This is a genomic window from Halalkalibacter suaedae (genome assembly GCF_017939705.1).
Taxonomy (GTDB): domain Bacteria; phylum Bacillota; class Bacilli; order Bacillales; family Bacillaceae_D; genus Halalkalibacter; species Halalkalibacter suaedae.
Map to the genome: position 1 here is coordinate 316,348 of NZ_JAGKSQ010000002.1, position 25,718 is coordinate 342,065.

General features: G+C 37.0%; 25 protein-coding genes. 20 read left to right on the forward strand and 5 right to left on the reverse strand.

Annotated elements, in window-relative coordinates:
- Positions 1-43 precede the first annotated feature (43 nt).
- From panB to J7W16_RS05715, 6 genes are all read left to right on the forward strand, one after another.
- Positions 44-889, forward strand: a complete 846-nt coding sequence (panB, locus tag J7W16_RS05690; protein WP_210596308.1) for a 3-methyl-2-oxobutanoate hydroxymethyltransferase — start codon at positions 44-46, stop codon at positions 887-889.
- The gene (panC, locus tag J7W16_RS05695; RefSeq protein ID WP_210596309.1) at positions 876-1,730 is read left to right on the forward strand and encodes a pantoate--beta-alanine ligase; all 855 of its coding nucleotides are present in this window, start codon (positions 876-878) and stop codon (positions 1,728-1,730) included. Before panB ends, panC begins: the two co-directional genes overlap by 14 nt.
- Positions 1,730-2,113: an aspartate 1-decarboxylase gene (panD, locus tag J7W16_RS05700; protein ID WP_210596310.1), complete on the forward strand. Its 384-nt coding sequence runs from the start codon at positions 1,730-1,732 to the stop codon at positions 2,111-2,113. Before panC ends, panD begins: the two co-directional genes overlap by 1 nt.
- A gap of 65 nt (positions 2,114-2,178) precedes the next feature.
- On the forward strand, positions 2,179-3,153 hold the full coding sequence (locus J7W16_RS05705; protein WP_210596311.1) for a tetratricopeptide repeat protein: 975 nt from the start codon (positions 2,179-2,181) through the stop codon (positions 3,151-3,153).
- Positions 3,154-3,208: 55 nt separating this feature from the next.
- Entirely contained in the window at positions 3,209-6,010 is a 2,802-nt protein-coding gene (dinG, locus tag J7W16_RS05710; RefSeq protein ID WP_210596312.1) for an ATP-dependent DNA helicase DinG, read from the forward strand.
- Positions 6,011-6,041: 31 nt separating this feature from the next.
- Positions 6,042-7,346 carry an amidohydrolase gene (locus tag J7W16_RS05715; protein WP_210596313.1) on the forward strand — a complete coding sequence of 435 codons (1,305 nt, stop codon included), beginning with the start codon at positions 6,042-6,044 and terminating at the stop codon, positions 7,344-7,346.
- A gap of 54 nt (positions 7,347-7,400) precedes the next feature.
- On the opposite strand, the gene J7W16_RS05720 is transcribed toward J7W16_RS05715, so the two are convergent.
- A complete protein-coding gene (locus tag J7W16_RS05720; protein ID WP_210596314.1) occupies positions 7,401-7,577 on the reverse strand; it encodes a hypothetical protein in 177 nt (58 codons plus the stop codon).
- A gap of 89 nt (positions 7,578-7,666) precedes the next feature.
- Here J7W16_RS05720 and J7W16_RS05725 point away from each other — a divergent pair, with 89 nt between their 5' ends.
- From J7W16_RS05725 to J7W16_RS05760, 8 genes are all read left to right on the forward strand, one after another.
- A complete protein-coding gene (locus tag J7W16_RS05725; protein ID WP_210596315.1) occupies positions 7,667-7,837 on the forward strand; it encodes a YpmA family protein in 171 nt (56 codons plus the stop codon).
- A 10-nt stretch (positions 7,838-7,847) separates the two neighbouring features.
- Positions 7,848-8,330 carry a cell wall elongation regulator TseB-like domain-containing protein gene (locus J7W16_RS05730; protein ID WP_210596316.1) on the forward strand — a complete coding sequence of 161 codons (483 nt, stop codon included), beginning with the start codon at positions 7,848-7,850 and terminating at the stop codon, positions 8,328-8,330.
- Between the two features lie 80 nt (positions 8,331-8,410).
- Positions 8,411-9,595 (forward strand): pyridoxal phosphate-dependent aminotransferase, encoded by a 1,185-nt coding sequence (locus J7W16_RS05735; protein ID WP_210596317.1) that lies wholly within the window; start codon positions 8,411-8,413, stop codon positions 9,593-9,595.
- A 147-nt stretch (positions 9,596-9,742) separates the two neighbouring features.
- A complete protein-coding gene (gene asnS, locus J7W16_RS05740) occupies positions 9,743-11,035 on the forward strand; it encodes an asparagine--tRNA ligase (RefSeq protein WP_210596318.1) in 1,293 nt (430 codons plus the stop codon).
- A gap of 124 nt (positions 11,036-11,159) precedes the next feature.
- Positions 11,160-11,864 (forward strand): DnaD domain-containing protein, encoded by a 705-nt coding sequence (locus tag J7W16_RS05745; protein WP_210596319.1) that lies wholly within the window; start codon positions 11,160-11,162, stop codon positions 11,862-11,864.
- 14 nt (positions 11,865-11,878) lie between these two features.
- Positions 11,879-12,538, forward strand: coding sequence for an endonuclease III (gene nth, locus J7W16_RS05750; protein ID WP_210596320.1), 660 nt, complete (start codon positions 11,879-11,881; stop codon positions 12,536-12,538).
- The gene (locus tag J7W16_RS05755; protein WP_210596321.1) at positions 12,535-13,035 is read left to right on the forward strand and encodes a YpoC family protein; all 501 of its coding nucleotides are present in this window, start codon (positions 12,535-12,537) and stop codon (positions 13,033-13,035) included. The genes nth and J7W16_RS05755 overlap by 4 nt, the downstream gene beginning before the upstream one ends.
- A 20-nt stretch (positions 13,036-13,055) precedes the next feature.
- Complete coding sequence (locus tag J7W16_RS05760) at positions 13,056-16,619, forward strand: dynamin family protein (RefSeq protein WP_210596322.1); 3,564 nt, start codon at positions 13,056-13,058, stop codon at positions 16,617-16,619.
- 46 nt (positions 16,620-16,665) lie between these two features.
- Here J7W16_RS05760 and J7W16_RS05765 read toward each other — a convergent pair whose 3' ends face one another.
- Together J7W16_RS05765 and recU are read right to left on the reverse strand one after the other, a co-directional pair.
- Positions 16,666-19,215 carry a transglycosylase domain-containing protein gene (locus tag J7W16_RS05765; RefSeq protein ID WP_210596323.1) on the reverse strand — a complete coding sequence of 850 codons (2,550 nt, stop codon included), beginning with the start codon at positions 19,213-19,215 and terminating at the stop codon, positions 16,666-16,668.
- Between the two features lie 30 nt (positions 19,216-19,245).
- Complete coding sequence (gene recU / locus J7W16_RS05770) at positions 19,246-19,851, reverse strand: Holliday junction resolvase RecU (RefSeq protein ID WP_210596324.1); 606 nt, start codon at positions 19,849-19,851, stop codon at positions 19,246-19,248.
- Positions 19,852-19,987: 136 nt separating this feature from the next.
- Between recU and J7W16_RS05775 the strand changes: the two genes are divergently transcribed.
- Complete coding sequence (locus J7W16_RS05775; protein ID WP_210596325.1) at positions 19,988-20,947, forward strand: DUF2515 family protein; 960 nt, start codon at positions 19,988-19,990, stop codon at positions 20,945-20,947.
- A gap of 19 nt (positions 20,948-20,966) precedes the next feature.
- Here the strand turns inward: J7W16_RS05775 and J7W16_RS22115 are convergent, their stop codons facing one another.
- Entirely contained in the window at positions 20,967-21,089 is a 123-nt protein-coding gene (locus J7W16_RS22115) for a hypothetical protein (RefSeq protein ID WP_283246024.1), read from the reverse strand.
- Positions 21,090-21,271: 182 nt separating this feature from the next.
- On the opposite strand from J7W16_RS22115, the gene J7W16_RS05780 reads away from it, so the two are divergent.
- Positions 21,272-21,820 (forward strand): MerR family transcriptional regulator, encoded by a 549-nt coding sequence (locus tag J7W16_RS05780; RefSeq protein ID WP_210596326.1) that lies wholly within the window; start codon positions 21,272-21,274, stop codon positions 21,818-21,820.
- A 34-nt stretch (positions 21,821-21,854) separates the two neighbouring features.
- On the forward strand, positions 21,855-22,235 hold the full coding sequence (locus J7W16_RS05785) for a YppE family protein (RefSeq protein WP_210596327.1): 381 nt from the start codon (positions 21,855-21,857) through the stop codon (positions 22,233-22,235).
- Between the two features lie 30 nt (positions 22,236-22,265).
- Here the strand turns inward: J7W16_RS05785 and J7W16_RS05790 are convergent, their stop codons facing one another.
- Entirely contained in the window at positions 22,266-22,463 is a 198-nt protein-coding gene (locus J7W16_RS05790; protein ID WP_210596328.1) for a hypothetical protein, read from the reverse strand.
- A 197-nt stretch (positions 22,464-22,660) separates the two neighbouring features.
- Here J7W16_RS05790 and ilvA point away from each other — a divergent pair, with 197 nt between their 5' ends.
- From ilvA to J7W16_RS05805, 3 genes are all read left to right on the forward strand, one after another.
- The gene (gene ilvA, locus J7W16_RS05795) at positions 22,661-23,908 is read left to right on the forward strand and encodes a threonine ammonia-lyase IlvA (RefSeq protein WP_210596329.1); all 1,248 of its coding nucleotides are present in this window, start codon (positions 22,661-22,663) and stop codon (positions 23,906-23,908) included.
- Positions 23,909-23,950: 42 nt separating this feature from the next.
- Positions 23,951-24,856 (forward strand): chemotaxis protein, encoded by a 906-nt coding sequence (locus J7W16_RS05800; protein WP_210596330.1) that lies wholly within the window; start codon positions 23,951-23,953, stop codon positions 24,854-24,856.
- A gap of 216 nt (positions 24,857-25,072) precedes the next feature.
- Complete coding sequence (locus tag J7W16_RS05805; RefSeq protein WP_210596331.1) at positions 25,073-25,705, forward strand: YitT family protein; 633 nt, start codon at positions 25,073-25,075, stop codon at positions 25,703-25,705.
- The last annotated feature ends 13 nt before the right edge of the window (positions 25,706-25,718 follow it).

Genomic DNA, 25,718 nt, shown 5'->3' on the forward strand with positions numbered 1-25,718 from the left:
TTGTGTTTGATCATCTCCTCTCAAAAAATAGGAGGACTATCTCATGAAAACAACTGGTACATTTAAAAAAATGAAACACGATAATGAAAAAATCACAATGATGACTGCATATGACGCACCTTCAGCTAGACTTGTCGAAGAAGCAGGGGTTGAGATGATTCTTGTTGGCGATTCATTAGGAATGGTTGTCCTTGGATATGATTCAACAATTCCTGTAACCGTTGAAGATATGCTACACCATACAAAAGCCGTGAGACGTGGAGCACCAAATACATTTATTGTCACAGATATGCCATTTCTTTCTTATCATGGCGATTTTCAACATACACTACTTGCAGCGAGTTCTCTTATGCAAGAAGGTGGAGCACATGCCTTGAAACTCGAAGGTGCTGATGAAGTAATTGAAACGGTTGCTAAATTAACAAAAGCAGGTGTACCGATTATTGGTCACTTAGGCTTAACACCGCAATCTGTTGGTGTCTTAGGTGGGTATAAGGTTCAAGGAAAAGAAGCGGAAGAAGCTAAGAAGCTAATAAATGATGCATTAAAGTTAGAAGAAGCCGGTGCTGTAGCAATTGTTGTTGAATGTGTTCCACAAAATGTAGGGAAATTGTTAGCTGAGACTTGTAAGATTCCAATTATAGGGATCGGTGCTGGCATTGACACTGATGGACAAGTATTGGTGTATCATGATGTGATTGGTTATGGGGCAGGACATGTCCCGAAATTTGTTAAAACTTATACAAATGTCTCGGTTTCGATTAAAGGGGCAATTGAATCCTATGTAAAAGAAGTAAAGGACAAGAGTTTTCCAAGTCAAAAAGAGAGTTTTACGATGTCTGAAGCTGAACTTGACATGCTCTACGGGGGCTCACATGAAAATAATTAAAACAATAAGTGAACTCAGAACATGTATTCAACAAGAGAGAAGCTTTAGTAAATCAATAGGGTTTGTTCCAACAATGGGTTTTCTTCATGAAGGTCATCAAAGTTTATTACAACATGCCCGTGAAAATAATGACGTTGTTGTTTTAAGTATTTTTGTTAATCCACTACAATTTGGTGTAAATGAAGATCTTGACCGTTATCCTCGTGATTTTGAACGTGATGAACAAATAGCCACTAAAAATGGTGTCGATATTTTATTTTATCCAGCTGTGGCTGAAATGTATCCGAAAGAGATGCCTATGACAATAACGGTTACTAAAGGGGTCGATGTTCTTTGTGGGCAAAGTAGACCTGGTCACTTTGACGGTGTTGCAACAGTTGTGATGAAGTTGTTTCAACTTGTCCAACCAACTAATGCCTATTTTGGACAAAAGGATGCTCAGCAACTCGCGATCATCATGAATATGGTCGAATCATTTAATATACCTGTCACTGTCATTCCATGTCCGACGATTCGTGAAGTCGATGGTCTTGCGAAAAGTTCAAGGAATGTTTATTTGACTGAAAGAGAGCGTATCGAGGCACCCTTCCTTTACAAAACATTGCAAGAAGCTAGAGCACTGATCCAAGCTGGTGAAACAAATCGTACAAAAGTTGTCGATATGATGAAGCGCAGGTTAGCTCAAGGGTTAGGGCAAATTGATTACGTAGAAGTTCTTTCCTATCCTGACTTAGAAATAGACGATACACTAAAAGGTCAAATTATCATCGCCTTAGCTTATCGTTACGAACACGCAAGGTTAATTGATAATGACATCATCCATATTAAGGAGGAAGAATAATGTATAGAACGATGATGAAGGCGAAAATCCATCGAGCTCGTGTAACAGAGTCAAATTTAAACTATGTAGGAAGTATTACAATCGATGAAGATATTATGAATGCTGTAGATATCGTGGAAAATGAAAAAGTCCAAATTGTTAATAATAACAATGGTGCTAGGCTTGAAACATATGTTATAAAAGGCCCAAGAGGTAGTAGGATGATGTGCTTGAACGGGGCAGCAGCTAGGCTTGTTCAAGAAGGTGATATCATTATTGTCATATCTTATGCGATGTTTTCTGAAGAAGAATTGAAGTCGCATCAACCTAAAGTGGCAATTATGAATGAGCATAATGAAATTGAGGAAATTTTAGGTACAGAGCCAGCTTCTACCGTACGCTAAACCGCATATTCCCTCCTTGTTCGTTGAACACTTTATAATAAGTGACCGAGAGGAGGGCTTTTTTTATGGATGATTCGCAGTGGCTTGAAGTACTTAATGAAACTGAAAAAAAATGGTCGCTCTTATCGAAGAGCGAGCAAGAAGAAAAGCTTAGCTATTTAGAAGAAACAGCTGGAATGCTGTTAGATCAGTGGATAGAATTAGACGAGAAAATTCAACAGCTTGAAACAAAGAAAGACAATCATTTCTTAGACACATATTACACGTCAAAGGGAACGACCTTCTTTGAAATAGATATGTTTGCTCAAGCAGTTCATGCTCTAAAGAATGAAAAGCCTACAGGGACAGAGGATGAAATCAGAAGATTGTATCTGGGCTTTGCTTATTTGTATGAAGATCAATACGAAAGAGCTAAGGAACCATTTATTTATGTTGTTCAAGTGGCCACCCACCCTTTAATTAAGCACTTTGCGAACATTGGACTCGGTTGTCTAAATATTCGATTAAACCAGATCGAAGAAGCCACTGTCTATTTTGATAAAGCATATAGACTTACTTCAACAGATGATGTCGTGTATAATTTAGGCATCTGTTATTATTCACTAAACATGTATTCGCTTGCTAGAACATTTTTTGAAACGTATGTTACAAATGTCCCTGAGGATGGAGAAGCTTTTTTTTTCCTTGGCTACTGTTATTGGGAAGAGCAACTACATGATGATGCGTGGTCAGCGTGGACAACCGCTATTCACTTATTAAATACAACTGAAGCCCTTAACGCATTAGCTTATATATGTGAGTGGCACGGGCACCATCAGGCAGCTATTCATTGTTATGAACGAGTAAAAGAAAAGCACGGGACATCATTGGACGTTTTACATGGGTTAGCATGGAATATGGCACTTGTAGGAAATAAAGATGAATCTCTACAGCTTTTTAAACAAGCTTTAAGTCAGGATTCAAAAAATAAAAATCTAAAAAAGTCGCTTTCTTGGCTTAGTCAGAGCGATCCTATGTTCAAATTTGAAGCATTGGAGTAGAAAGAGTTATCGCTTTTCTATTTATGTTTGGGTGTTATTAAATTGAGGTGTGTGTATGAATAAGCGTTATGTAGTAATTGATATTGAAACAACAGGTCATTCTGTTACAAAGGGTGATCGAATTATTCAAATTGGAGCTGTTGTCATTTCAGGAAACGAAATTGTTGATACCTATTCTACTTTTGTTAACCCTGGAATGGCGATTCCGCCATTTATTAGAGATTTAACGGGAATTACCGATGAAATGGTTGAAAATGCACCTACCTTCCATTCGATTATCCCAACACTCGTTACTTTATTAGATCAAAGTCAGTTTGTGGCTCATAATGTCGATTTTGATCGGACGTTTTTGCAAAGACAAATGGAAATGGAAGGCTATGATTTCCCCAATCTTTCTGTTTTCGATACAGTTGAATTGTCGCGAATTTTACTTCCTAAGCAGGAAAGCTATAAACTTAGTCAATTAGCAGAGCAACTTGGCTATGATCATGACCGTCCGCATCAAGCAGATAGTGATGCAGATGTAACTGCAACGTTATTTTTGAAATTATTACATAAATTAGAGCAGTTGCCTCTATTAACATTACAAACACTTGCACCAATGTCGAGGAAATTCAAAAGTGATCTTGAGCCATTACTCGATGAAATAATTTTACGTAAGCTAACGTTTCATAAGACTGAAGAGGACTATGACTGTTTTAGGCAATTGGCTCTAAAGAAAATGCCTGCTGAAGAAAAAAAGAATGCTCCTACTGATATTCAGTTTTCTGAATTTCTCGCAACAACATTCGAGGAAAAAATGTCGTCGGCATTTGATCACTATGAATTACGACAAGGGCAAAAGCAAATGATGGTTGAAGTCGATGAAGCCTTTCAATTAAATGAGTATAAATTGATTGAAGCTGGAACTGGAACAGGGAAGTCCTTGGCCTATTTACTACCTGCAGTCTTTTTTGCAAGGAATACGAATCAACCTGTGATTATAAGTACACAGACCATTCCTCTTCAAGAGCAGTTGTTATCTAGGGATTTACCATTAATTGAGAAATTGATTCCTTTTTCTGTGAAAATTGCTTTGCTTAAAGGAAGAAGTCACTATTTATGTTTAAGGAAATTCGAACAATCATTACAGGCTGAACATGATAGTTATGATGTTCTATTAACAAAATCAATGCTACTCGTTTGGTTAACCGAAACGGAAACAGGTGATGTAGAAGAAATAAATATCCCTACTGGAGCAAAAGCATTTTGGTATGAAGTCCAAAGCAATGCTGCTGATGACCTAGGAAGATTCAGCCCGTGGCTTTCAAGATGTTTTTATCATAGGGCCAGACAAAATGCATTACAGGCAGATATCGTTATTACAAACCATTCATTATTATGTACAGATCTTGTTAATGAACAGAGAATTCTTCCTAGCTATACCCATGCGATTATTGATGAAGCCCATCATTTAGAAGAAACAGCGAGTAGTCATTTAGGGATAAATACGGATTACTTTGCTTTTTCACATATCTTTCAGCGTTTTGGTATTGATCAGGAATTCGGCTGGCATGAACAAATGGTTCGCTTGCTAGAGCAACACAAGCTACCAATGGCAAATCTGGGTACTAACTCAAAACGTCTTATTCTACTAAAGGAAGAAATCGATGAGTTATTTAGGATGCTACATGCATATGTGTTAAGAAATAGACAAGCGAGCTCGACAGATGTCGGCCGTATTCGATACAGATATAATAGCTATCAAGAATATGGAACACAGTGGCAATCAATATTGGAATGTACGATGCGCGTTCATATGCAGACGAAGGATACGCTCGCTGATCTTAGAGCATCTATTAAGCCATTAACTGAAATCAAGGAACAGTTAGCCTATTCTGAAAAGGCACAATTGGCCGATTTAGAGGGTTTAATTGAATCGCTGTATGAGCAAGAACAAAACCTATATGAACTTTTGCTTGAAGCGGATCCGAATGTTGTCTATTGGATTGAAATTGAACCACGTGGAGCTAGAAACGCTACGTACTTATATAGTAAACCAATCGATGTAGCGGAACTGCTGGCAGATAAATTTTTCGCGAAGAAAAAGAGCGTTATTCTTACTTCGGCAACCTTATCTGTTAATGGCTCCTTCTCATATCAGGAGAGAAGACTTGGCTTAGAAGATTTTGCAGCAAAGACATGTATCATTCCTTCTCCATTTTCTTATATTGATCAAGCGAAGCTGCTTTTGCCAACGGATATCCCTGCAATTAAAGATGTTCCAGATACTATATTTGCAATGGAACTCGCAAGTAAGCTTTGGAGAGTAGCAGATGTAACAAAAGGAAAAATGCTTGTTTTATTCACCTCCTACGAAATGCTCAGACAAGTCTATGAAAATGTTAAAGATTTAAATGAGTTTGGGACCTTACAGTTAATTGGACAAGGTGTTACAACTGGAAGCCGAGCCAAATTAATGAAAATGTTTAAACAAAGTGAACATGCGATATTATTTGGAACAAGTAGTTTTTGGGAAGGGATTGATTTACCTGGGGATGAATTACGAACAGTTGTCATTGTTAGGCTGCCATTTTCTCCACCAGATGAACCGTTGCTACAAGCACAGTATGAAAAAGCGAAACAAGAAGGACAAAATCCATTTATGTCAATCTCCCTCCCACAAGCGATTATTCGTTTTAAGCAAGGGTTTGGTCGATTAATACGTACGAGTAGAGATAAAGGTTCTGTTTTTGTATTTGATCGACGAATCTCTACTTCACGATACGGAAAACAATTTATTAAATCACTTCCTGATATCTCTGTTCAAGAAGGGAAGTTAGAGGATTTACTGGAACAGAATAAGGAATATTTGTAACTACGATAAATGAAAGAAGTGAGGTGGAATTGTGTCAGTTCTAATTAAAAATGTATCGATCGTTACAATGACAGAACCTGAACTTGTTTATGGCTATGTCCTAATAAAGGATGGTATGTTTCATACAGTCAATAGTGGTGAACCAACAGATGAGTTAATAAGTGAAGTAGGGCGTATCGTAAATGGACAAGGAAAATGGCTATTACCTGGTTTAATTAATACACATGGACATAAAGGGATGGCACTTCTTAGAGGTCACTCAGATGACTTGCCATTACATCGCTGGTTAGAAGAGAAGATGTGGCCATTTGAAGCTAAACAGGACCGTCAAGCAGTTAGAGCAGGAAGAGATATGGCTATGGCTGAAATGATCCTTTCTGGAACAACGACATTTTTAGAAATGTATCATCTTTTCATGGACGATTTCGCAGAAAGAATTGAAGAAGTTGGAATGCGAGCAAGTTTAATGAGGTCAATGATTGGACTTTGTCCGAAATCAGAGCAAGAGGCTAAACTAGATGAGGCGAAGCTTTTTGCCAAACAATGGCATAAAAAGGCAAGTGGACGTATCCAGACTATGCTTGCCCCACATGCTCCGTATACTTGTCCACCTGACTTTATCGAAAGAATTGTGGAAGAAGCACGTCATATGAGTATTCCGGTCCATATGCATCTTGCTGAAACACAATTTGAAGTGAATAAACACCAAGAGCAATACGGGATTCATCCATTTGATCATTTAGAGGAAATGGGGTTACTCTCAAATGTCCATTGGTTATTTGCACATGGTGTGTATTTGGAAGATACTCATTTAGATCGAATGAAAGAATATGATCTTGCAGTAAGTTATAATCCTGTCAGTAATTTGAAGTTAGGTTCCGGTGTTGCAAGGGTAGATGAAATGCTTAGAAAGGGATTGACTGTTGGCATCGGGACAGATAGTGTTGCTTCTAATAATACATTAGATTTATTTGAAGAGCTTAGAATGGGTGCCTTAATCCAGAAAGGTCAATCCCATGATCCAACAACCCTTCAAGCAAGGGATGCGTTGAAAATGGGCACTGTCAATGGAGCAAAAGCATTACAATTTGAAAATTTAGGGAAAATAGAAAAAGGATATGAGGCAGATTTTGTCCTCGTTGCACCGAATGAGGTTCATCTACAACCTAAAGAACATATTATTTCACATCTTGTATACGCTACGAAAGGAACAGATGTGACAGATGTATATGTCAAAGGAAAGCCACTCCTTGAAAATCGAGAGCTACTAACATTAGATAAGGAACGAATTGTCTTTGAGGCGAATGAAGAATATCAGCGGATTTTGCAGAAATAAAAGATGTTCTGCACTGGGCAGGGTGCAGAACATTTTAGAGGTGTGGGCGAAATGTTATTCTGGTTTTTCATTTTCATTTATCTTTTGAAATATGGAAGGGAACAACGTTTGACGGATGGAAACAGGAAATGCCTCATGCCATTCAAGTCCTTCTCGACGAAGTAAAGCTATATTATCTTTTTCAACTTGATACCGCTCAGCCAGCTTTGTGGCGAGGTTATTAGTTGTCAAGAACTACGCCCCCTTTCATTGGCGTATTACTATTCTTACCTGCTCGAGTAACTATATGTTTATTAACTTTATCCAGTGGAGGATTTATAATGGAACAAAGGGTCGAAATATTATCAACCGTAAAAGTAAACCATACTTCTGACTTGTACAAAATTGTTGATTCCTTAAATCGAACGTTGAAGGAGCAGGATCTAATGTTTGGTTTAGCACTTGACCAAAAAAATGAAGAAAAAATGGTTTTTACCATTTATCGGACATAGAAGGGGTAATATGAAAAAATGGATTATTCTTAGTTGTTTAGTCGTCGTTTTAATCATAGCTGGATTGAGTGTTTACGCCTACCAAGTAGTCAGAGGTCCGCTCGTCCATCAGTATGAACAGGTTGAAAGATATATCTATGGTCAAGGCTTACTCGAGACAATTAATGAAATTAGCTATTATCATGGTACTGAGGCATATTATGTTGTCGAAGGATTAGACGAGGAAGAAAAAAACCTGTTTATTTGGGTGTCTGATGCCTTTAATAACGTGTACGAGGCAGAAGCAGCAGATGGGATTAGTGAGGAAGAGGCAATAGCAATAGTAAATAATGAAGAAGAGATAAAAGAAATCGTATCGATTCGGTTAGGGTATGAGCGAAAGAGACCTGTATATGAAGTGACTTTCACTCATGAGAACAATCGAAAAGGGTATTATTATCTTGATTTTAAAGATGGATCTATCATTAAACACTACACATTAAGAGTAGAATAAGCGTTACAATAACTTTGCTACTTGAATCATTCGCGATATGCTACTATAGTGTATAGTAGAACCAAATGGGAGGGAAGACAATGAGATTAGCAAAAAGAGTATCTACATTAACACCTTCAACAACATTAGCGATTACCGCTAAAGCTAAGGAGTTAAAGGAAGAAGGACATGATGTCATTGGTTTAGGAGCGGGCGAACCTGATTTTAATACACCTCAATACATAATAGATGCCGCTGTTCGTTCGATGGAAGAAGGACATACGAAATATACCCCTTCTGCAGGCTTACCGAAATTAAAAGAAGCGATTATTGGTAAATTTCAAGCAGATCAACACATTACTTATTCACAAGCTGAAGTGTTGGTCGGGTCTGGTGCGAAACATGTTCTTTATACATTGTTTCAAGCAATTCTAGACGATGGTGATGAAGTCATTATTCCAACTCCTTACTGGGTTAGTTATCCTGAGCAAGTTAAGCTTGCCGGAGGAAATCCAGTATACATTGAAGGACTTGAGAGTAATGAGTTTAAGGTGACTGCCGAGCAGCTCGAACAAGCAATTAATGAGAAGACAAAGGCTTTTATTCTTAATTCTCCTAGTAATCCTACTGGTTCAATGTATACTGAAAGTGAATTAAAAGAGCTTGGGGATGTATGTGTAAAGCATGATGTGCTGATTGTTTCAGATGAAATTTATGAGAAGCTCGTCTATGGTGGGGCAACACACACATCGATCGCTCAACTTTCGGACGAATTAAAAGCACAAACAATTGTCGTGAATGGTGTCTCCAAATCCCACTCAATGACTGGCTGGAGAATTGGATATGCTGCTGGTGACAAGGAAATTATTAAAGCCATGACAAATCTGGCGAGTCATAGTACATCTAATCCTACTTCAAATGCCCAATATGGTACAATTGCGGCATATACAGAGGATGATGGCTCTGTAGAAACAATGAGACAAGCGTTTGAAGAGCGTCTTAATGGTGTATTTGAGAAGTTAGTCGAGATCCCAGGTGTTTCGTGTGTGAAACCAAAAGGGGCTTTCTATTTATTTCCTAATGTTAGTGAAGCTGCCAAAATGAATGGTTTTGACTCAGTGGATGCATGGGTTGAAGCAATATTAGAAGAAGAAAAAGTTGCATTGGTTCCTGGTTCAGGTTTCGGTGCACCTAATAACGTCCGATTATCATATGCTACTTCTTATGACGCACTTGAAGAAGCTTTAATAAGAATCGAGCGTTTCGTTCGTAATCATACAAAGTAAGAACGTTTTAACAGCTTGGGGATCTGAATAAGGAGCCAATCCTTGTTCAGACCCTTTTTTCGTGTTCATTTTAAGTCGATTTTGAAATATAGACTTAAGAAGAGTATAATAAATGATATACATATATAATTTTTTGGAGGGTTTATTTTGAAAACAACAATAGGAAAGATTGGTAAATCAAAAGATCAGGAAGTAACAATTGGTGCTTGGCTTGCTGGTAAGCGTTCTAGTGGGAAAATTGCTTTTCTTCAGCTACGCGACGGGACAGGCTTTATACAAGGAGTCGTTGTAAAGGCAGATGTTGGTGAAGATGTATTTCAACAAGCGAAAAGTTTAACACAGGAAAGTTCATTGTACGTTACAGGTATAGTACGTGAAGATGAGCGAGCTCCTTCTGGCTATGAATTAACTGTAACAAAAGTTGAAGTATTGCATGAAGCTGTTGACTATCCAATTACACCGAAAGAACATGGAACTGAGTTTTTAATGGACCATCGTCATCTTTGGTTACGTTCTAAACGTCAACATGCAGTTATGAAAATTAGAAATGAAATTATTCAAGCGACATATCAATTTTTCACAGAAAATGATTTTGTCAAAATAGATCCACCAATCTTAACTGGTAGTGCACCTGAAGGGACATCGGAATTATTTGCAACAAAATATTTCGATGAAGATGCCTACTTATCTCAAAGTGGTCAATTGTACATGGAGGCAGCGGCAATGGCAATGGGACGTGTGTTCTCCTTCGGCCCAACATTCCGTGCCGAAAAGTCTAAGACAAGACGACATTTAATTGAATTCTGGATGATTGAACCAGAGATGGCTTTTGTTGAATTCAATGAGAATTTAGAAATCCAAGAGCAGTATGTTTCTTATGTTGTCAAAGCAGTGCTGGAAAATTGTGTAATCGAGTTGAACACACTTGGTCGTGATCTATCAAAATTAGAAAAAATCGAAGCCCCATTTCCACGTATTACTTATGATGAAGCCATTTCTTTTCTACAAGAAAAAGGCTTTGACGATATCGTTTGGGGTGATGACTTTGGTTCACCACATGAGACAGCAATTGCTGAACACTATGACAAACCGGTTTTCATTACCCATTATCCAACTTCACTAAAGCCATTTTATATGCAACCAGATCCGAACAGAGAGGATGTTGTTTTGTGTGCAGATTTAATCGCTCCAGAAGGATATGGTGAAATTATTGGGGGCTCTGAGCGGATACATGATTTCGAATTGCTGAAGAAGAATATTCAAGCACATCAATTATCACTGGAAGATTATCAATGGTATCTAGAATTACGTCAGTATGGTTCTGTTCCTCATTCAGGCTTTGGATTAGGGCTTGAACGAACAGTTGCTTGGATTTCCGGTGTAGAGCATGTTCGTGAAACGATTCCATTTCCACGTTTGTTAAACCGTCTATATCCATAATTCTTTCATAGTAAGATAGAAGGGTGTCTCAAGGTTTATAACCTTAAAGACACCCTTTTTGGGATGTAATTACAACTCAAATTAATGTGCTATCGTGTTATAATACGTGAAGAGGTGTTTGCACATGGATCAAAAAGTAATTAGTAAATGGACAACACAACGATTCCTATCAATTCCAACTTTGTTGTTTAAACATTATAAAGAAATTGGCTTAAAAGAGGACGAGCTAGTTGCTCTTTTGCATATACAATCATTTATAGATGAGGGCGATCAATTCCCAACCCCGGAATTAATTAGTGACCGAATGACATTATCTATGTCAGACTGTGCTGAATTACTAGGAAGACTGATTAAACATGGTTTTGTATCAATTGAAAAGAAATGGGACAATGAAGGCATTCTTTTTGAGGTGTTTTCACTTGAACCTCTATGGGTTAAGTTATTACAATTATTAAAAGGTGAAGAGCAACAAGTTAAGGAGCGGACGCAGCAAGAAGAGGAAGGACAATTATTCAAGCGGTTTGAGGAAGAGTTCTCTAGACCGCTTTCTCCGATTGAAGTTGAAACATTGTCAATGTGGTTAGATCAAGATCACCATAGTCCTACTCTAATTATTGCAGCATTAAGAGAATCGGTTGTTTCTGGAAAATTAAATTTTCGATACATTGATCGTATCCTATTTGAGTGGAAACGAAACAATGTTCAGACATTAGAGCAAGCACGTGCACATGGTGAGAAGTTCCGAAAATATAATCAACCTGCAAGGCAGGAAAAAAGTCGTGCACGCGTAGAATCAGCTCCAGGCTTTCAATGGCTTGACCAATCGTAGAAAAGGAGTAAGAGATGAGTTTAAAATCAAAAAAACAAACAATCCATGCATTAGACGTCATTGCAGAAATGTTCCCAGATGCGGAGTGCGAATTGACTCATTCTAATCCTTTTGAATTGTTAATCGCAGTCGTTCTTTCCGCACAATGTACAGATGCTCTCGTCAACAAAGTAACCCCAGGTCTGTTTGCTAAATACAAAAAGCCTGAGGATTATTTATCCGTTCCTTTAGAGGAATTAGAACAGGATATTCGTTCCATTGGACTTTTTCGAAGTAAGGCTAAAAATATCCAGAAACTATCTCAATCGTTATTAGATAACTATAATGGAGAGGTACCGAAGGAAAGAGATCAACTAGTTGAATTAGCTGGTGTCGGAAGAAAAACAGCGAATGTCGTAACATCTGTTGCATTTGGGGTTCCAGCTATTGCAGTAGATACACATGTTGAGCGTATTTCAAAAAGATTAGGAATTTGTCGTTGGAAAGATAATGTGCGGCAAGTGGAAGATACGTTAATGAAAAAGATCCCCGAAGAACGCTGGTCTGATGCTCATCATCAGATGATCTTTTTTGGTCGCTACCACTGTAAGGCACAATCACCACAATGCGTGCACTGTCCACTTCTAGACGAATGTCGGGAAGGTCAAAAACGACTAAAGAAAAAAGTATCATGAATATTCCTTTAGTTTATTATCACAGACCCTTTTTTGAGGATAAGACTATAACTATTACTGGTATTAGCTTTGAAGAGAAAATGCGTCAATGTCCATTTTATTTTGATATATCTGAAGAGGTCAAACCATGGACTGATAAACACTTCTATGTACCAAAACTTTTTCAGATTTGGGGCGTAGAAGAAAATAATCTTCGTCTTTTATTTAGACAAAGAAAATCAGCTTTTGCAAAGCCAATCATGACTTTAATGGTTGCTTTATTTATTGACTTACTTTTTTGGAGTAATGAGCAACGAGTGTTGGATCTAGGAGATCAGTTCTTCCTTGATCTAGACACTCTTACATATAAGCCGATCAATTGTAAAGAGAGGCTAGAATTCATTTTGCAATCACTAGATCAGTATCACGCATTAATTCAATTATCAGCATTGTTTGAAGAACACAAAAAAGGATTTGCTAAAATGGTTATACTGGAAAAAAAGAATCAAGAAATGTAGAGAGAATGGGTGGAGAGTGGATGGAACAAGTTCATGTGATCAAGCAAACAGAAAAAGAAATTGAAAAAAAACAGAAAATTGAACAGAAGAAAAGCCAACAAATGTTTCAGGTCGCGTTTTGTGGACATTTTTCAGCTGGCAAATCGACCGTGTTGAACCAATTAGTTGGGGCAGAAGTGTTACCAACTAGTCCGATTCCTACTAGTGCTAATATTATCGGAATTTTTAATGGTGCGCTTGGTCTTACGATTGATGGAGTGAACGGTGAGTCAGAACAATGGGATGGTGATATACCATGGCAAAAGGTTCGTGAATGGGGGATGAATGGTGGAGAAATTCGCTCACTTACGATACACGCACCGCTGCCATTTTTAGCCGACCATAGTGCGATTTTTGATACGCCAGGGGTCGATTCAACAGATCCAACACATCAAGAAATTACGCTTGATGCACTATATCAAACCGATATGATTGTCTATGTGATGGATTATAATCATGTTCAATCAGAAACGAATTTAACCTTTCTTAAACAACTTTCTGATGAGAAGAAACCTATCTACATTCTTGTTAATCAAATTGATAAACACGATGACCTAGAACTATCCTTTTCTGAATTTGATCAATCAATACGTGATACTTTATCGGTTTGGAATATTGATTATTTAAAGCTGATGTATACGAGCATGAAAGTGGATAACCATCAATTGAATCAATGGGCAATCGTTAAAGAAGATCTAAAGAAAATACTCTATTATGGTAAAGAATTAATCCCCTATGCAAATCAACGTTTGCAGCAAGGCTATTATCTAAGTTTAATGCTACGACTTGAAGAAGATAAAGGCGAAGCAATCGAGCAAGTGAAGGATGAAATGGTACAGGCAGGAATAGATAGCAAACAGTTAGAAGAGCGAGAGCAAATTGTTGAACAGTTTGAAAAGATCAAAAAGGCTCAAAAACATTTAGAGGATTCGTTTGAAAAACAATGGAAGACACTTGTGAAGGATGTTACCATTTTCCCTTATACAACTACTGAATTGGTTCGTCAATGGCTAGAAACATTACAACCAGGATACAGGGCTGGATGGTTGTTTGCAAAAAAGAAAACAGAGCAAGAACGAGATGAGCGGTTGGAGCGTTTACTTGTTGAAGCAAGGGATAAGATTAAGAGTCATTTAATTTTTCCATTACAAAAGATCTTCTTATCCTTTGAGTTGACGTTACTAACAAACCGTGAAGAAGTTGAAAATGCAATTGAACAACTTAATAGCACAATTGATCGTTCCTTTTTTGAAGATGCAGTCCAAGCAGGACCAAAAAGTCGTGAGTATGTCTATACATTTACTAAAGATCGAACAGAGGCATTTATCAAACAACTTAGACAGAAATCTGCTTCGGTAATGGATTTAATTATTGATGGATTGCAGGAACATTGGAATAGTAGAATAGCTGAGTTAAATGAGCAATTAGAAACTCTAAATACACTAGATGAATATGTAGAAGAAATTTCTAGAATCACTGATGCCTATGATCATCTGATTGCAACCTATGCAAAGAACAGCAACCAATTTCAAGATGGACAGGCGTTTGAACGAGTACTCATGGATACAATGAAAAAGACTAGTCCTCTTGATACAAATGAAACATGGTACGTATCAGATATGAATGACGATAGCAGTGTAATTGAAACTGATTGGGAGCAAGTAGAGGTTAAACCATTAAATAATTTTGATCAAGCCGAAGCGGAATCCTGGGTAAAACACTTTAAAACAACACTTGAAGCTTTTCAAGGGAAAAGTCAGATTGAAATGGAACGTACTACATTATTAAATCGGATACAACGATTCGAGGAACAATCTTTTACTATTTCACTATTTGGAGCATTTAGTGCGGGGAAATCAAGTTTTGCAAATGCCTTACTTGGGGAAAATGTTCTACCAGTTTCACCACACCCAACGACAGCAACTGTGAACATTGTTCGGGAATCAGATCAAGATCATGAAAATCGAACAGCTGAGATTATAGTAAAATCTCACCAAGAATTAAGCGATGAAATTAAAACGGTTGCAAAACAGCTTGATCTTCAAATAACGATAGAATCGATTATAGAATGGTCTAATGATTCATACCAAGCTTCAACGAGTTGGCAAAAAACGTATTATTCTTATTTAATGACATTAAAAGAGAGTATCGAAAAGACTAATTGGGAGAATGGTTCTACATTTAGTGTCAAACTAGCTGAACTCGCACCGTATGTTGCTAATGAAAAGCATGCATGCTTAATTAAACAGGTTACTCTATATTATGATTGTGAACTAACGAAAAAAGGTATTGTACTTGTTGATACTCCAGGGGTTAATTCCATTCATGGACGTCATACGCGTGTGGCCTTTCAACAACTACGTGATTCAGATGCCATTTTCTATGTAAGCTATTATAACCATTCATTTTCAAAAGCAGATCAACTATTCCTACAGCAAATGGCAAAAGTAAATGATGGTTTCAGGCATGACAAGCTTTACTTCGTCTTAAACGCAGCTGATTTGGCCGATAACGCAGCTGAGTTAAATGGAGTAAAAAAGCATGTCTATGATCAACTTGTCCAAAATGGCGTAGAAAAACCTCGACTATATCCATTGTCGAGTAAAAAAGGGCTAGCAGGTAAAAAGGAAAATCAAACGTTAGATCCACTTTTCCAGAAATTTGAACGAGCATTCTTCCAAGAAACGATTCAAGAATTAAAACAACTTAGCTTCACCTTATTAAAAGAAGAGGCACTTCGTTATCAAAAAATGTTGCATGATGGAATTGAATTCAGTGAGGAACAAGAAGAAGTAAAAGAAGAGAGGAAGCGACAGCTAGCAGATCAAGTTCAATCTTGGAAACAGAAGATAATAGATGATCAAGCAACAGTTGTATATCAGCATAGTGTACAGGAGTTAACTCAATTATTTCTTTATTTACGAGATAGAGCTCGGTATCAACTAGCTGATCTATTTTCAGAAATGGTAAACGTCTCGACAGTAGTAGGTTCAAACAAGCGTGATCAAAAGAATGCATTTCTAATATCATTACAGGAGTGGAGAAGAGAAGGAGATTATTTCTTTGAACAGGAAATCCAAGCAACGTATGTTCGTATTGAAACAGCTGTACGAAATGAGCTTGAAAAATGGTTTGCTGAAACAACCGCAGGTATCCGCCATTCGTTTCCTTCGTTTAACACAGAAGCCACTTCGTTTTCTTCGTTTAATATGAATGGATTAGAACAATTTTTGAGAGTTGATATTGAGGAAATTGCTAATCGTTTTCACTCGCTAAAACGCCTTTTTGAGGAAGGGCAAATTAAGACTTTGAAGGAAGAACTCATTCAATCTAGCACTGAGCAAATGGGCCATTGTCTAAGAGAAGAGGAAGAGCGGACGATTAACTATGTGGAAGTTTATATTAAGGAAAATATCGATGTAGTAAAGAATGGTTTGGTTGATGGATTAGAACGCGAAATCGAACGTTTCACTACCTTAAGTGATCCTCATTCGATAAAGCTTTTAAAAGAAGAATATCAACATCTGTTGAAATTGACATCATAATATCAAAGCAAAAACAGACCATTATTTAAATAATGGTCTGTTTCTTTTAGTTATTGCTATCATCTTGAGGTGGTTCTTCACCTTCAACTGGGTCAGTCGGTTGTTCTTCAACTTCATCGAGTGGGTCTGGGATTGGATCCTCCTCGGCAGAGTCTTCATCAGTTGGTTCTTCAGCTGGCTCATCTTCGCCAGGATCCTCTTCAACAGGTTCTTCTTCAATTGGTTCATCTTCAAGCTTTAATTCGACAGAAATTGCATCACTCTTTAAATTAGAGTGTTCATCAGAAAGGGCTGTGACAGTAAATACATAGGTTGCTCCTTTTTCAGGGGAGTTGTAGATGTATTGCATGTCTTTTTTTCTGTCAAGTATTTGTGGCTCTCCACCATCAATCTGTACTTGTATTTCAAAGGTAATCTGATCACGTGCTTCCTCAGGATAGTCCCAACTCATAAGGATTTGATCGGTTGATTCATCATAGTTTGCCATGACGTTAGTAGGTGCTTCAATATCGATAAATTCTTCAGAAACACGGGTTGGTTCATTTCCTCTTACAAATAGTTCATATGTGATTTCACTTTCAGGGGTAAAATCACTAGGTAAAAGACCAGTGCTTCGTTCAACACCAATTCGAACAACTGAATTCGGCATTTCGAAATCTGGTGTCTCAATGGATGAAGATACTTCTTGAACAACTGCTTTGAAGATTTGCTGGGCAATTTGTCTAGAGTTATGTTGACTAGGAAAATAGTTCTCAGAAGAATTTTCCATAAAGCCGGTCCAAACAGCAGCTGTGTAATTGGTTGTATATCCAGCAAACCAAATATCAGGGACAGCATTAGCAGGAATATTGTATTCGCTTCTAACTTCAGATTCAAAATTAGTAGTTCCTGTTTTACCTGCCATTGGTAAACCTTGAATATTTGCAACTCCGCCAGTACCATTTGTGACAGCTGTTTTTAACATATCGCTAACCATGTAAGCAGTATAATCATTCATTGCTCTTTCAGATTCTGGCTCCAAATCAATAATGCGTCCATCGGGAAACTCAACCTTTCGAACCGTATAAGGTTTGGTGTAGGTGCCGTTGTTTCCAAATGCTGCGTATGCACCAGCAACCTCTTTAGTAGTAAGTGAGATAGCACCTAATCCGTACGATTCATACATTGGCTCAGGTTCAATAGGTAAGCCTAATGCTTCACCAAATGATTTTGAACGTTCAACACCGACCTCTTGAAGAGCTTTAATGGCTGGAACATTTCGTGATTCAGCCAATGCACGTCTCATTGACATTGCTCCCTTAAAACGACCATCAAAGTTATTTATTGCAGGACCTCCTGTATATGTATGAGGTTCATCCACAAGGACTTTACCGGTAGACCATTGTAAATACTCAATAGCCGGACCGTAATCAAGTAATGGCTTTGCTGTTGATCCAACTTGTCTAGACGCTTCTGTGGCTAAATTATAGCCACGCTGCTGATTCGTATCTTCACGACCACTACCTATTGCTTTTATTTGACCTGTTTTTGTATCCATTAACGTTATCGCGGCTTGAAAATCCTCGTTGTCTGGATAGTTATTAATATATTCGTCCGTTTGTAAGACAGTTTCAACATGCTCTTGTGCACTAATATCAAGAGTCGTATATACTTTTAATCCTGAGTTATAAATATCATTCATCGTTATGCCATCAATTTGTTCAAGTTCTGCAAGCACTTCGTTATAGAAGGCTTCGTATGGATACGACTCTTTTTCAGTTAAGACGATCTGGTCCTCGATTGGTACAGCTTTTGCCGTTTCTGCTTGCTCGCTAGTGATTTTACCGTGTTGTTCCATTAGTGAAAGAACCAAGTTCCGTCTCTCTTCGGCAGCTTCTGGATTAATTGTCGGATCATAATAACTAGGTCGTCTAGGTATACCAGCTAATAATGCCGCATCTTCGAGTTTGAGTTGATCAACTGACTTATTGAAATAAGTTCTTGAAGCAAGCTCAATTCCATACACGCCCGATCCTAAATAGATTTGATTTAGATACATTTCTAAAATTTGATCTTTAGAAAATTGCTGCTCTAATTGGATTGCTAAATACTGTTCTTGAATTTTTCTTTTTATTTTCTTTTCTTGTTCTAGAAACAAGTTCTTAACAAGTTGTTGCGTAATCGTACTCGCACCTTCTGCACCAAATCCATCAGTGATATTTGCGGCAACTGCTCCAAATAATCGTTTAATATCAATACCAGAATGTTGACGGAAACGTATATCCTCTACTGAGATGAATGCATCTTCGACAAGTTCGGGAACATCTTGAATATTAACGTTAATCCTTTTTTCAGTTGTATCTAATTGTGAGACAAATGTGTCGTTTTGGTCATACATTTGTGCCCCTTGGGTAAGCATTAATTTATCTTCGTCTAAATCAGGAGCATCTTGGATCATTGAAAAAATTGTAATACCACCAGCTATTACTGCAATTAAGCCAAGGACAAACATTATAAGAACTATTTTTTTGAAAAGTCTTTTTTTAGACTTTTTTGGTTTTGAGGATTGTTGTCGGGCTTGACGACGCCCTTGTCTTGTATTCGTTTTATCTGACATCGTAATTCTCCCTTTCTGCTTGCTTTATGACTAGTTTGAAAAATAGACAGAATCTACAATCTTTAAATAGTCGACACGTGGATGGAACCCCATTTTAATTAGATGCCCATTTTTTTCAATATCTGATTTTCTAATCGATTTTCGAGTCGTATCCATATTTTGATAATAAGAAATAAGAAAGCGACTATCAAGCAAATATATTTCTTCTGTTTGAGTAAACCTAAGGATAACAAAAGAAATTCCATTCTGTTCGATGACTTTTTGCATATGAACGACTTGGTGGTCATGGAAGTTACTTAAAGGAAAGGAGGTTTTATTTTTCGTTTCCTTTGCTTCAAAGTCTATGTACTTACCTTGATAGACCCCATTAAAGTCAGTTGTAGAAGCTTGCTTGAAATAAGCTTCTTTTATTACAGCTGCACTACGTTTTGGATAATCAACTGAAACAATCTGAACAGGTGTTGGTTTTTTGTGGATCACAGCAAGACCATGCTCCAAATAATAACGATTCGTCTCGTTTAGGTCTTCCTCTAGAGTCATTCCGCGATTACTGTACGATATTTTCTTTGGTGCTGGACTTCTTTTTTTCGTGTTCGTTTCGTGAAAGCGCCGACCGTTTGGATAATGGATGGGCAATCAAATCACACCTTCCCAAACTGATATGCATTGATGGAACCTGACAGAACCAAAAGCGATGTGATTCCATCACATTATCTTATCATAAAAAAGGTGAGAAGAGGTACAGATTTTTCTAAATGAAGGAGTAAAGCAAATGACGGAACAAACGATCATTAATAATATTAAACAAAAGACGTTTAAAGGAAATTTGGATAATATTTCACGTACCGTATTTTATGAGCATTTTTATAAAAAAAACCCAGAAATTAAATGGTCACTATTAGCAGGAATTGTGTCAAGAAATGCAGGCTGGAATATGACGGATTTAGAAAGTAAATGGTTTCAACTTTTATTAGAGAAAAAGTATCGAGATTTACTGTTTCATACATTTGAACGGGCTAATTGGACCATTTTCGAAGATGCGTACCCACAATTGTTATGGTATGAACTAGCTAAGAAAACAGGAGAACCTAATTTTCGGATTTTGAATAGACTTGGAGTTTCTAGGTTTATGCAACATGAATGGTGGAGGTTTTTTAAGTGGAGAGATGAAGAAAGACTTTGTCATGCTCTTATTATTAATGAACAATTTATGTTGGAGAACACTGTCATGAAGCATCCCATCTATAATAAGAAGGTGTTTTCATCGCTAACTTACGTTTTAGAAGAGCATGCCCATATGAGTTATGTTATCTTCCCTACTTTAAAAGGTGATCTTTTCGGTTTATATGTTAGAAATTTCAAAGATGTATCTGCTCGAATATGGTTAGGTAAGCAGCTTCAGCAGTTGTTATTTCATCCTGATGTTTACGAACAAATTTATCAATTTACATTACGCACAGAACCTACAGGCTCTAGAAGAGACTATGAAAGATATATCGCATGGTCTACTGGGAATTCAAGTCCTTTTTTACGAACAACCTATCCGATCATAAGCCATAATTGGAAGGACAAGAAAGATTGGTCATTGGATATGAAAACAAGTTCTTATTTTCGTGCCATTAAAAAATCAGAACCAACTGAGAGAACTAAGTGGTTGCAATTTAAGTGGATTGAGTTATATCTGTTAACAAAATTAAAAAAGGTATCTCAACAGGTCAGTTTAGACCAATGAGATACCTTTTGATTTCTTATTATTCAGCTGGGCGATCTGGTCCGCCTAATTTCTTGTCTCCAGTATAACCCTGCTTACGTTGTTCTTTTGTTTGGTCAACTTTATTTTCTTGGTTAAACGATTGTTTACGATCTTTTGCCATGATTCATTCCCCCTTTCACTTATATCGAACATTATTAGTATGCGAGGCAAATCGATTTAGCATACATCACTATAGAGAAAATCCACCATCTTTGGCGAATGAGTTCTAGTTTTGTCAATAGTGAAGGGAAGTTAGAAATGATAGCGAAAATGTTCAGTAAAGAAATAAGGAGGTTGGGACTCATGACAAACGGATTAACACTAATCGAGGTTTCAAATAAGGTAGGGATAGAACCAAAGACCATCCTACGTTGGTCGTCTTATTTCGAATTAAATTGTGAACGCAACGAGCAGGGGTATGAATTATTTACTGAGCATGAATTAGTAGTAATTGAATTTGTCTCGAACAAAGTTAATGATGGAAAGAAAATAGAGAATATTATCATTCCTACTGATCTATATAATAAGAGCAAAATTATTCAAAAGACGGTTGAGAGGGCAGAATATGAAAATAAGGTTGACTCGATTCTGATTCAACTAGAAAATCTTCAGGAAAAGATGTCTAGAAAATCTGGTGAACGGATTAGGAAGAGAGTTAACGTACATCAATTAAAAATGGAATCAATCAATAATAATGTTTCTTTACTACAAACAAAACTCGAAAAGATTGAAATAAATGCAGAAAGAAGAACTCAATCAGAGGCGGAGGACTTACCACTCGCATCAGGAGAGAAATTGAAGAAAAAACAGATGCATAGCTTTAGACCAGTTAAGCAGGTGTTTTCCTTTTAGTAGACATTTGCTAAGATGGTAGCGGAGGTGTCTGATGGAACAGCAAAAAAAAATAGAGCTTTATAATCATACTGTGGAGTTACTTAACTTAAATAAAGAAGCAGAATTATATTATTTAAATGTAGCAAGGGAAGAAGGGATTGAACCTGATTTTTATGGGAAGGTGAAGCCTTTTGCAGATAAAGTAAAAGAGGTAAGAGATAAATGGGTGCCATTAGCTTTAGATTTTGTGCAAACAGAAAAGCCTTTGCACCTCCATCCAAGCCAGATCACGCAAACAGAGGAGAACTTAGAGATTGTTGCAATAAAATCATTTTTTCCGAAAACCGGTAAAAAGAGACAAATTGAAACATTTAAGTCGGTAGAATATGTCTTACAACAATTGGCAAATCAAATAAAAGAAAAGAGCTGTTGAGATTTCAACTGCTCTTTTCTTTTTTTTCATTTATCCATTATCTCGTAATTCTAGAAATACTAAGAAAATTAATGTAGCAAAAGATAGGATAATTAATGAAGTCATTAATAAACCAGAAGGTTCTTCATGTGCCCCTTCAGCAGCACCCCCACCTGCAGCAAGTACTTGAATAGGGATAAATAGCATTGTTACAAAGATCGCAGTAATTGCAGACCATTTTAATTTCATGTTCAACCCTCCTTAATAAAAACCGCATATGTACAGTTATTTCTATCTCCCTATTATAGTGATGCCGATTTAAATAATCAATCCTATTCTATATATCAACTGAACAAAGGCTCAGTAGCTTAGGGGTTCGCAAACGAATAACCTTGTGATAATATAGGAGTATTGTATAAGAATGTTCGAGCGAAAGGGATAGGATAATGGGAATTTTACATATAGAAGATATTATTATAGCTAACCAACGCTTAAAAGATGTTGTCACACATACACCATTACAAAAAAATCAGGTGTTATCTGAACGATATGAATGCAATGTGTATTTAAAACGTGAGGATCTTCAAGTTGTTCGTTCGTTTAAAATTAGAGGAGCTTATTATCAAATTTCAAGCTTAACAGAAGAAGAGCTTAACAACGGGGTCGTTTGTGCCAGTGCTGGAAACCATGCACAAGGTGTAGCATACTCCTGCCGTGCTCTGCAAATCAAAGGAAAGATATTTATGCCTTCTACAACACCGAGGCAAAAGGTAGACCAGGTTAAATTCTTTGGGAAAGAATTTGTTGAAGTCCATTTAACAGGTGATACGTTTGACGATTCCTTTAATGAGGCGATGAAATACAGTAATGAATATAATCTAGCATTCATTCACCCATTTGACCAAGAAAAGATTGTCGCTGGACAAGGCACTGTAGGAATGGAGATCATGAATGATATTGATGAAAATATTGATTATTTATTTTCATCTATTGGTGGAGGCGGCTTAATTAGTGGGACGGGCACTTATATAAAAAGCATTAGTCCACAAACGAAAGTCATTGGTTGTGAGCCACTAGGAGCTCCAGCAATGAAAGAGTCTCTGAAACAAGGAAAAGTAATAGAGCTTGAGAAAATTGATAAATTTGTTGATGGAGCAGCAGTGAAAAAAGTAGGTCAAATTCCTTTCGAGATTTGTCAAACTCTTTTAGATGATGTAGTCCTTGTACCTGAGGGGAAAATCTGCACAACTATACTTGAATTATACAATCAAAATGCTATTGTCGCAGAGCCTGCTGGCGCAATGTCCATTTCAGCATTAGATTTTTATAAAGATGAAATAAAAGGGAAAAATGTTGTATGTGTCGTCAGTGGTGGAAATAATGATATAGGACGGATGCAAGAAATGAGAGAGCGATCATTAATTTATGAAGGTTTACAACATTATTTTATTATTCACTTTCCACAAAGAGCAGGGGCTCTAAGAGAATTTATCCAAGATGTTCTTGGACCTGAAGATGATATTACAAGATTTGAGTATACTAAGAAAAATAATCGCTCAAATGGACCTGTTCTTCTTGGGATTGAATTGAAACATAGCCACGATTATGATCAACTAATAGAAAGATTAACGAAAAAAGGCTTTGCATATCACGCTCTTAATAAGGATGAAAGTCTATTTCAATTACTTATTTGAACGATGATATCCAACTGTACTGCCTTAGGAGGACATACATCAATGAATGATAACAAACAAGGAATTTTATTAGAGAGTGGTACGAATGAATTAGAGGTTATTGTCTTTCAAGTAGGTACTGGAACATTTGGAATTAATGTAATGAAAGTTCGAGAAATCATCCAAGTATTACCACTTACCGCCGTGCCTAATAGTCATCCTAACATTGAGGGGCTTATCCGCTTGAGGGATGAGGTAATTACAGTTATAAACTTAGCGAAAGTACTGGAATTTCCACCTTCCGAAAATCCTGCTGAAGATAAGTTGATTATTGCTGAATTAAATAAGCTTAAAGTGGCCTTTCGAGTTCAAAATGTATCTAGAATTCACCGTATTTCATGGGATCAAATCGAGAAGCCAGATGAGCTTGCACAGAACATTCAAAGCACATCAACTGGTGTGATTAAGATGGATGATCAAATGGTTTTATTGTTAGATTTTGAAAAAATTGTTGTTGAAATTAACCCAGAAAAGGGAATCACGGTTGATCAAGTTAAACAACTAGGACATCGTGAGAGAAGTAATAAAAAGATTATGATTGCGGAAGATTCTGCAGTCCTTAGAAAATTAATCTCTGATACACTAGTTGAGGCTGGCTATGATCAGATTAAATTCTTTGATAACGGACTGGCCCTATGGAATCATCTAGATGAGATTAAGGATCATGAGGACCTTACGTCATCTGTTCAACTAATCGTAACCGACCTAGAAATGCCTAAAATGGATGGACTCCACTTAACGAAAAGAATTAAAGAAAATGATAATTTGAAACAAATCCCTGTTGTTATTTTCTCTTCGTTAATTACGGAGGATCTTTTCTATAAAGGGAAAAGCGTAGGAGCCGACGCTCAAATAAGCAAACCTGAAATAGTTAAGCTTATCGAAGTAATCGATTTGCTTGCCTTATAATTTGAAAAGAAGACCTAGAAAGAATATTCTTTCTAGGTCTTCTTTTCATTTAAATGTTAGTTTAATGTATAAAATAATGTATAAACTTTGTTAGATATTCTAACAAACACTTATAAAATATAAATTTCTGATAATTCAGATGAATAAAAATACACTCATATTCATTGACCTTATCACTTTTTTTGCGTATGGTAGAGTAAGAGGAGGAGTGGTAAAATGGCTGAAAAGTTAAAATTAGTTAGTTTTGTCCTGACAGGTTTGCTGTTAACGTCGTTTGGTTTAAGAATTTTAGCGACTCAAGATTTAACATTTGGAGGCACAGCAGGTCTTGCGACGGTTCTAACATTCATTAGTCCGTGGTCGTGGGGTGTGCTGTTCTTTCTGATAAACATACCTTTCTTTTGGATCTCAATAAAAAAACTAGGAGTTTGGTTCACCGTTTCCAGCTTCATGTCAATTATTGGTATATCTTTAATCCGAGATAGTCTTGATTATGTCCAAATTCAAACCTTACCTGTTCTGCTAGTTGCGATTATTGCAGGTCTATGTATTGGATTTGGAGTGACATTGGTTCTAAATAACGGATCTTCGCTTGGGGGAATTCATATTCTTGCCCTCTATGCTGATCAACGTTGGGGATTAAACCGCGGCTTGGTTATTTTTATTAGCGACTTACTCATCATCATCTTGGCCGGTCTTTTGGCCGGGTGGGGTCAAGCAATTATATCTATATTTGTCATTTTCATTGCTAGTATGATAATAGGCCGATACAAAAAGTCTCCAATTAAAGAAGGTCCTAGCATAGAAAAACAACCTGCCTATACTCATAAACACTCTCAATCATTATAAAAAAACATCGGTA

Coding starts and splice junctions, on each gene's coding strand:
- panB (WP_210596308.1), top strand. CDS start 44: ATGAAAACAACTGGTACATTTAAAAAAATGAAACACGATAATGAAAAA.
- panC (WP_210596309.1), top strand. CDS start 876: ATGAAAATAATTAAAACAATAAGTGAACTCAGAACATGTATTCAACAA.
- panD (WP_210596310.1), top strand. CDS start 1,730: ATGTATAGAACGATGATGAAGGCGAAAATCCATCGAGCTCGTGTAACA.
- J7W16_RS05705 (WP_210596311.1), top strand. CDS start 2,179: ATGGATGATTCGCAGTGGCTTGAAGTACTTAATGAAACTGAAAAAAAA.
- dinG (WP_210596312.1), top strand. CDS start 3,209: ATGAATAAGCGTTATGTAGTAATTGATATTGAAACAACAGGTCATTCT.
- J7W16_RS05725 (WP_210596315.1), top strand. CDS start 7,667: ATGGAACAAAGGGTCGAAATATTATCAACCGTAAAAGTAAACCATACT.
- J7W16_RS05730 (WP_210596316.1), top strand. CDS start 7,848: ATGAAAAAATGGATTATTCTTAGTTGTTTAGTCGTCGTTTTAATCATA.
- J7W16_RS05735 (WP_210596317.1), top strand. CDS start 8,411: ATGAGATTAGCAAAAAGAGTATCTACATTAACACCTTCAACAACATTA.
- J7W16_RS05745 (WP_210596319.1), top strand. CDS start 11,160: ATGGATCAAAAAGTAATTAGTAAATGGACAACACAACGATTCCTATCA.
- nth (WP_210596320.1), top strand. CDS start 11,879: ATGAGTTTAAAATCAAAAAAACAAACAATCCATGCATTAGACGTCATT.
- J7W16_RS05755 (WP_210596321.1), top strand. CDS start 12,535: ATGAATATTCCTTTAGTTTATTATCACAGACCCTTTTTTGAGGATAAG.
- J7W16_RS05760 (WP_210596322.1), top strand. CDS start 13,056: ATGGAACAAGTTCATGTGATCAAGCAAACAGAAAAAGAAATTGAAAAA.
- J7W16_RS05765 (WP_210596323.1), bottom strand. CDS start 19,215: ATGTCAGATAAAACGAATACAAGACAAGGGCGTCGTCAAGCCCGACAA.
- J7W16_RS05775 (WP_210596325.1), top strand. CDS start 19,988: ATGACGGAACAAACGATCATTAATAATATTAAACAAAAGACGTTTAAA.
- J7W16_RS22115 (WP_283246024.1), bottom strand. CDS start 21,089: ATGGCAAAAGATCGTAAACAATCGTTTAACCAAGAAAATAAAGTTGAC.
- J7W16_RS05780 (WP_210596326.1), top strand. CDS start 21,272: ATGACAAACGGATTAACACTAATCGAGGTTTCAAATAAGGTAGGGATA.
- J7W16_RS05785 (WP_210596327.1), top strand. CDS start 21,855: ATGGAACAGCAAAAAAAAATAGAGCTTTATAATCATACTGTGGAGTTA.
- J7W16_RS05790 (WP_210596328.1), bottom strand. CDS start 22,463: ATGAAATTAAAATGGTCTGCAATTACTGCGATCTTTGTAACAATGCTA.
- ilvA (WP_210596329.1), top strand. CDS start 22,661: ATGGGAATTTTACATATAGAAGATATTATTATAGCTAACCAACGCTTA.
- J7W16_RS05800 (WP_210596330.1), top strand. CDS start 23,951: ATGAATGATAACAAACAAGGAATTTTATTAGAGAGTGGTACGAATGAA.
- J7W16_RS05805 (WP_210596331.1), top strand. CDS start 25,073: ATGGCTGAAAAGTTAAAATTAGTTAGTTTTGTCCTGACAGGTTTGCTG.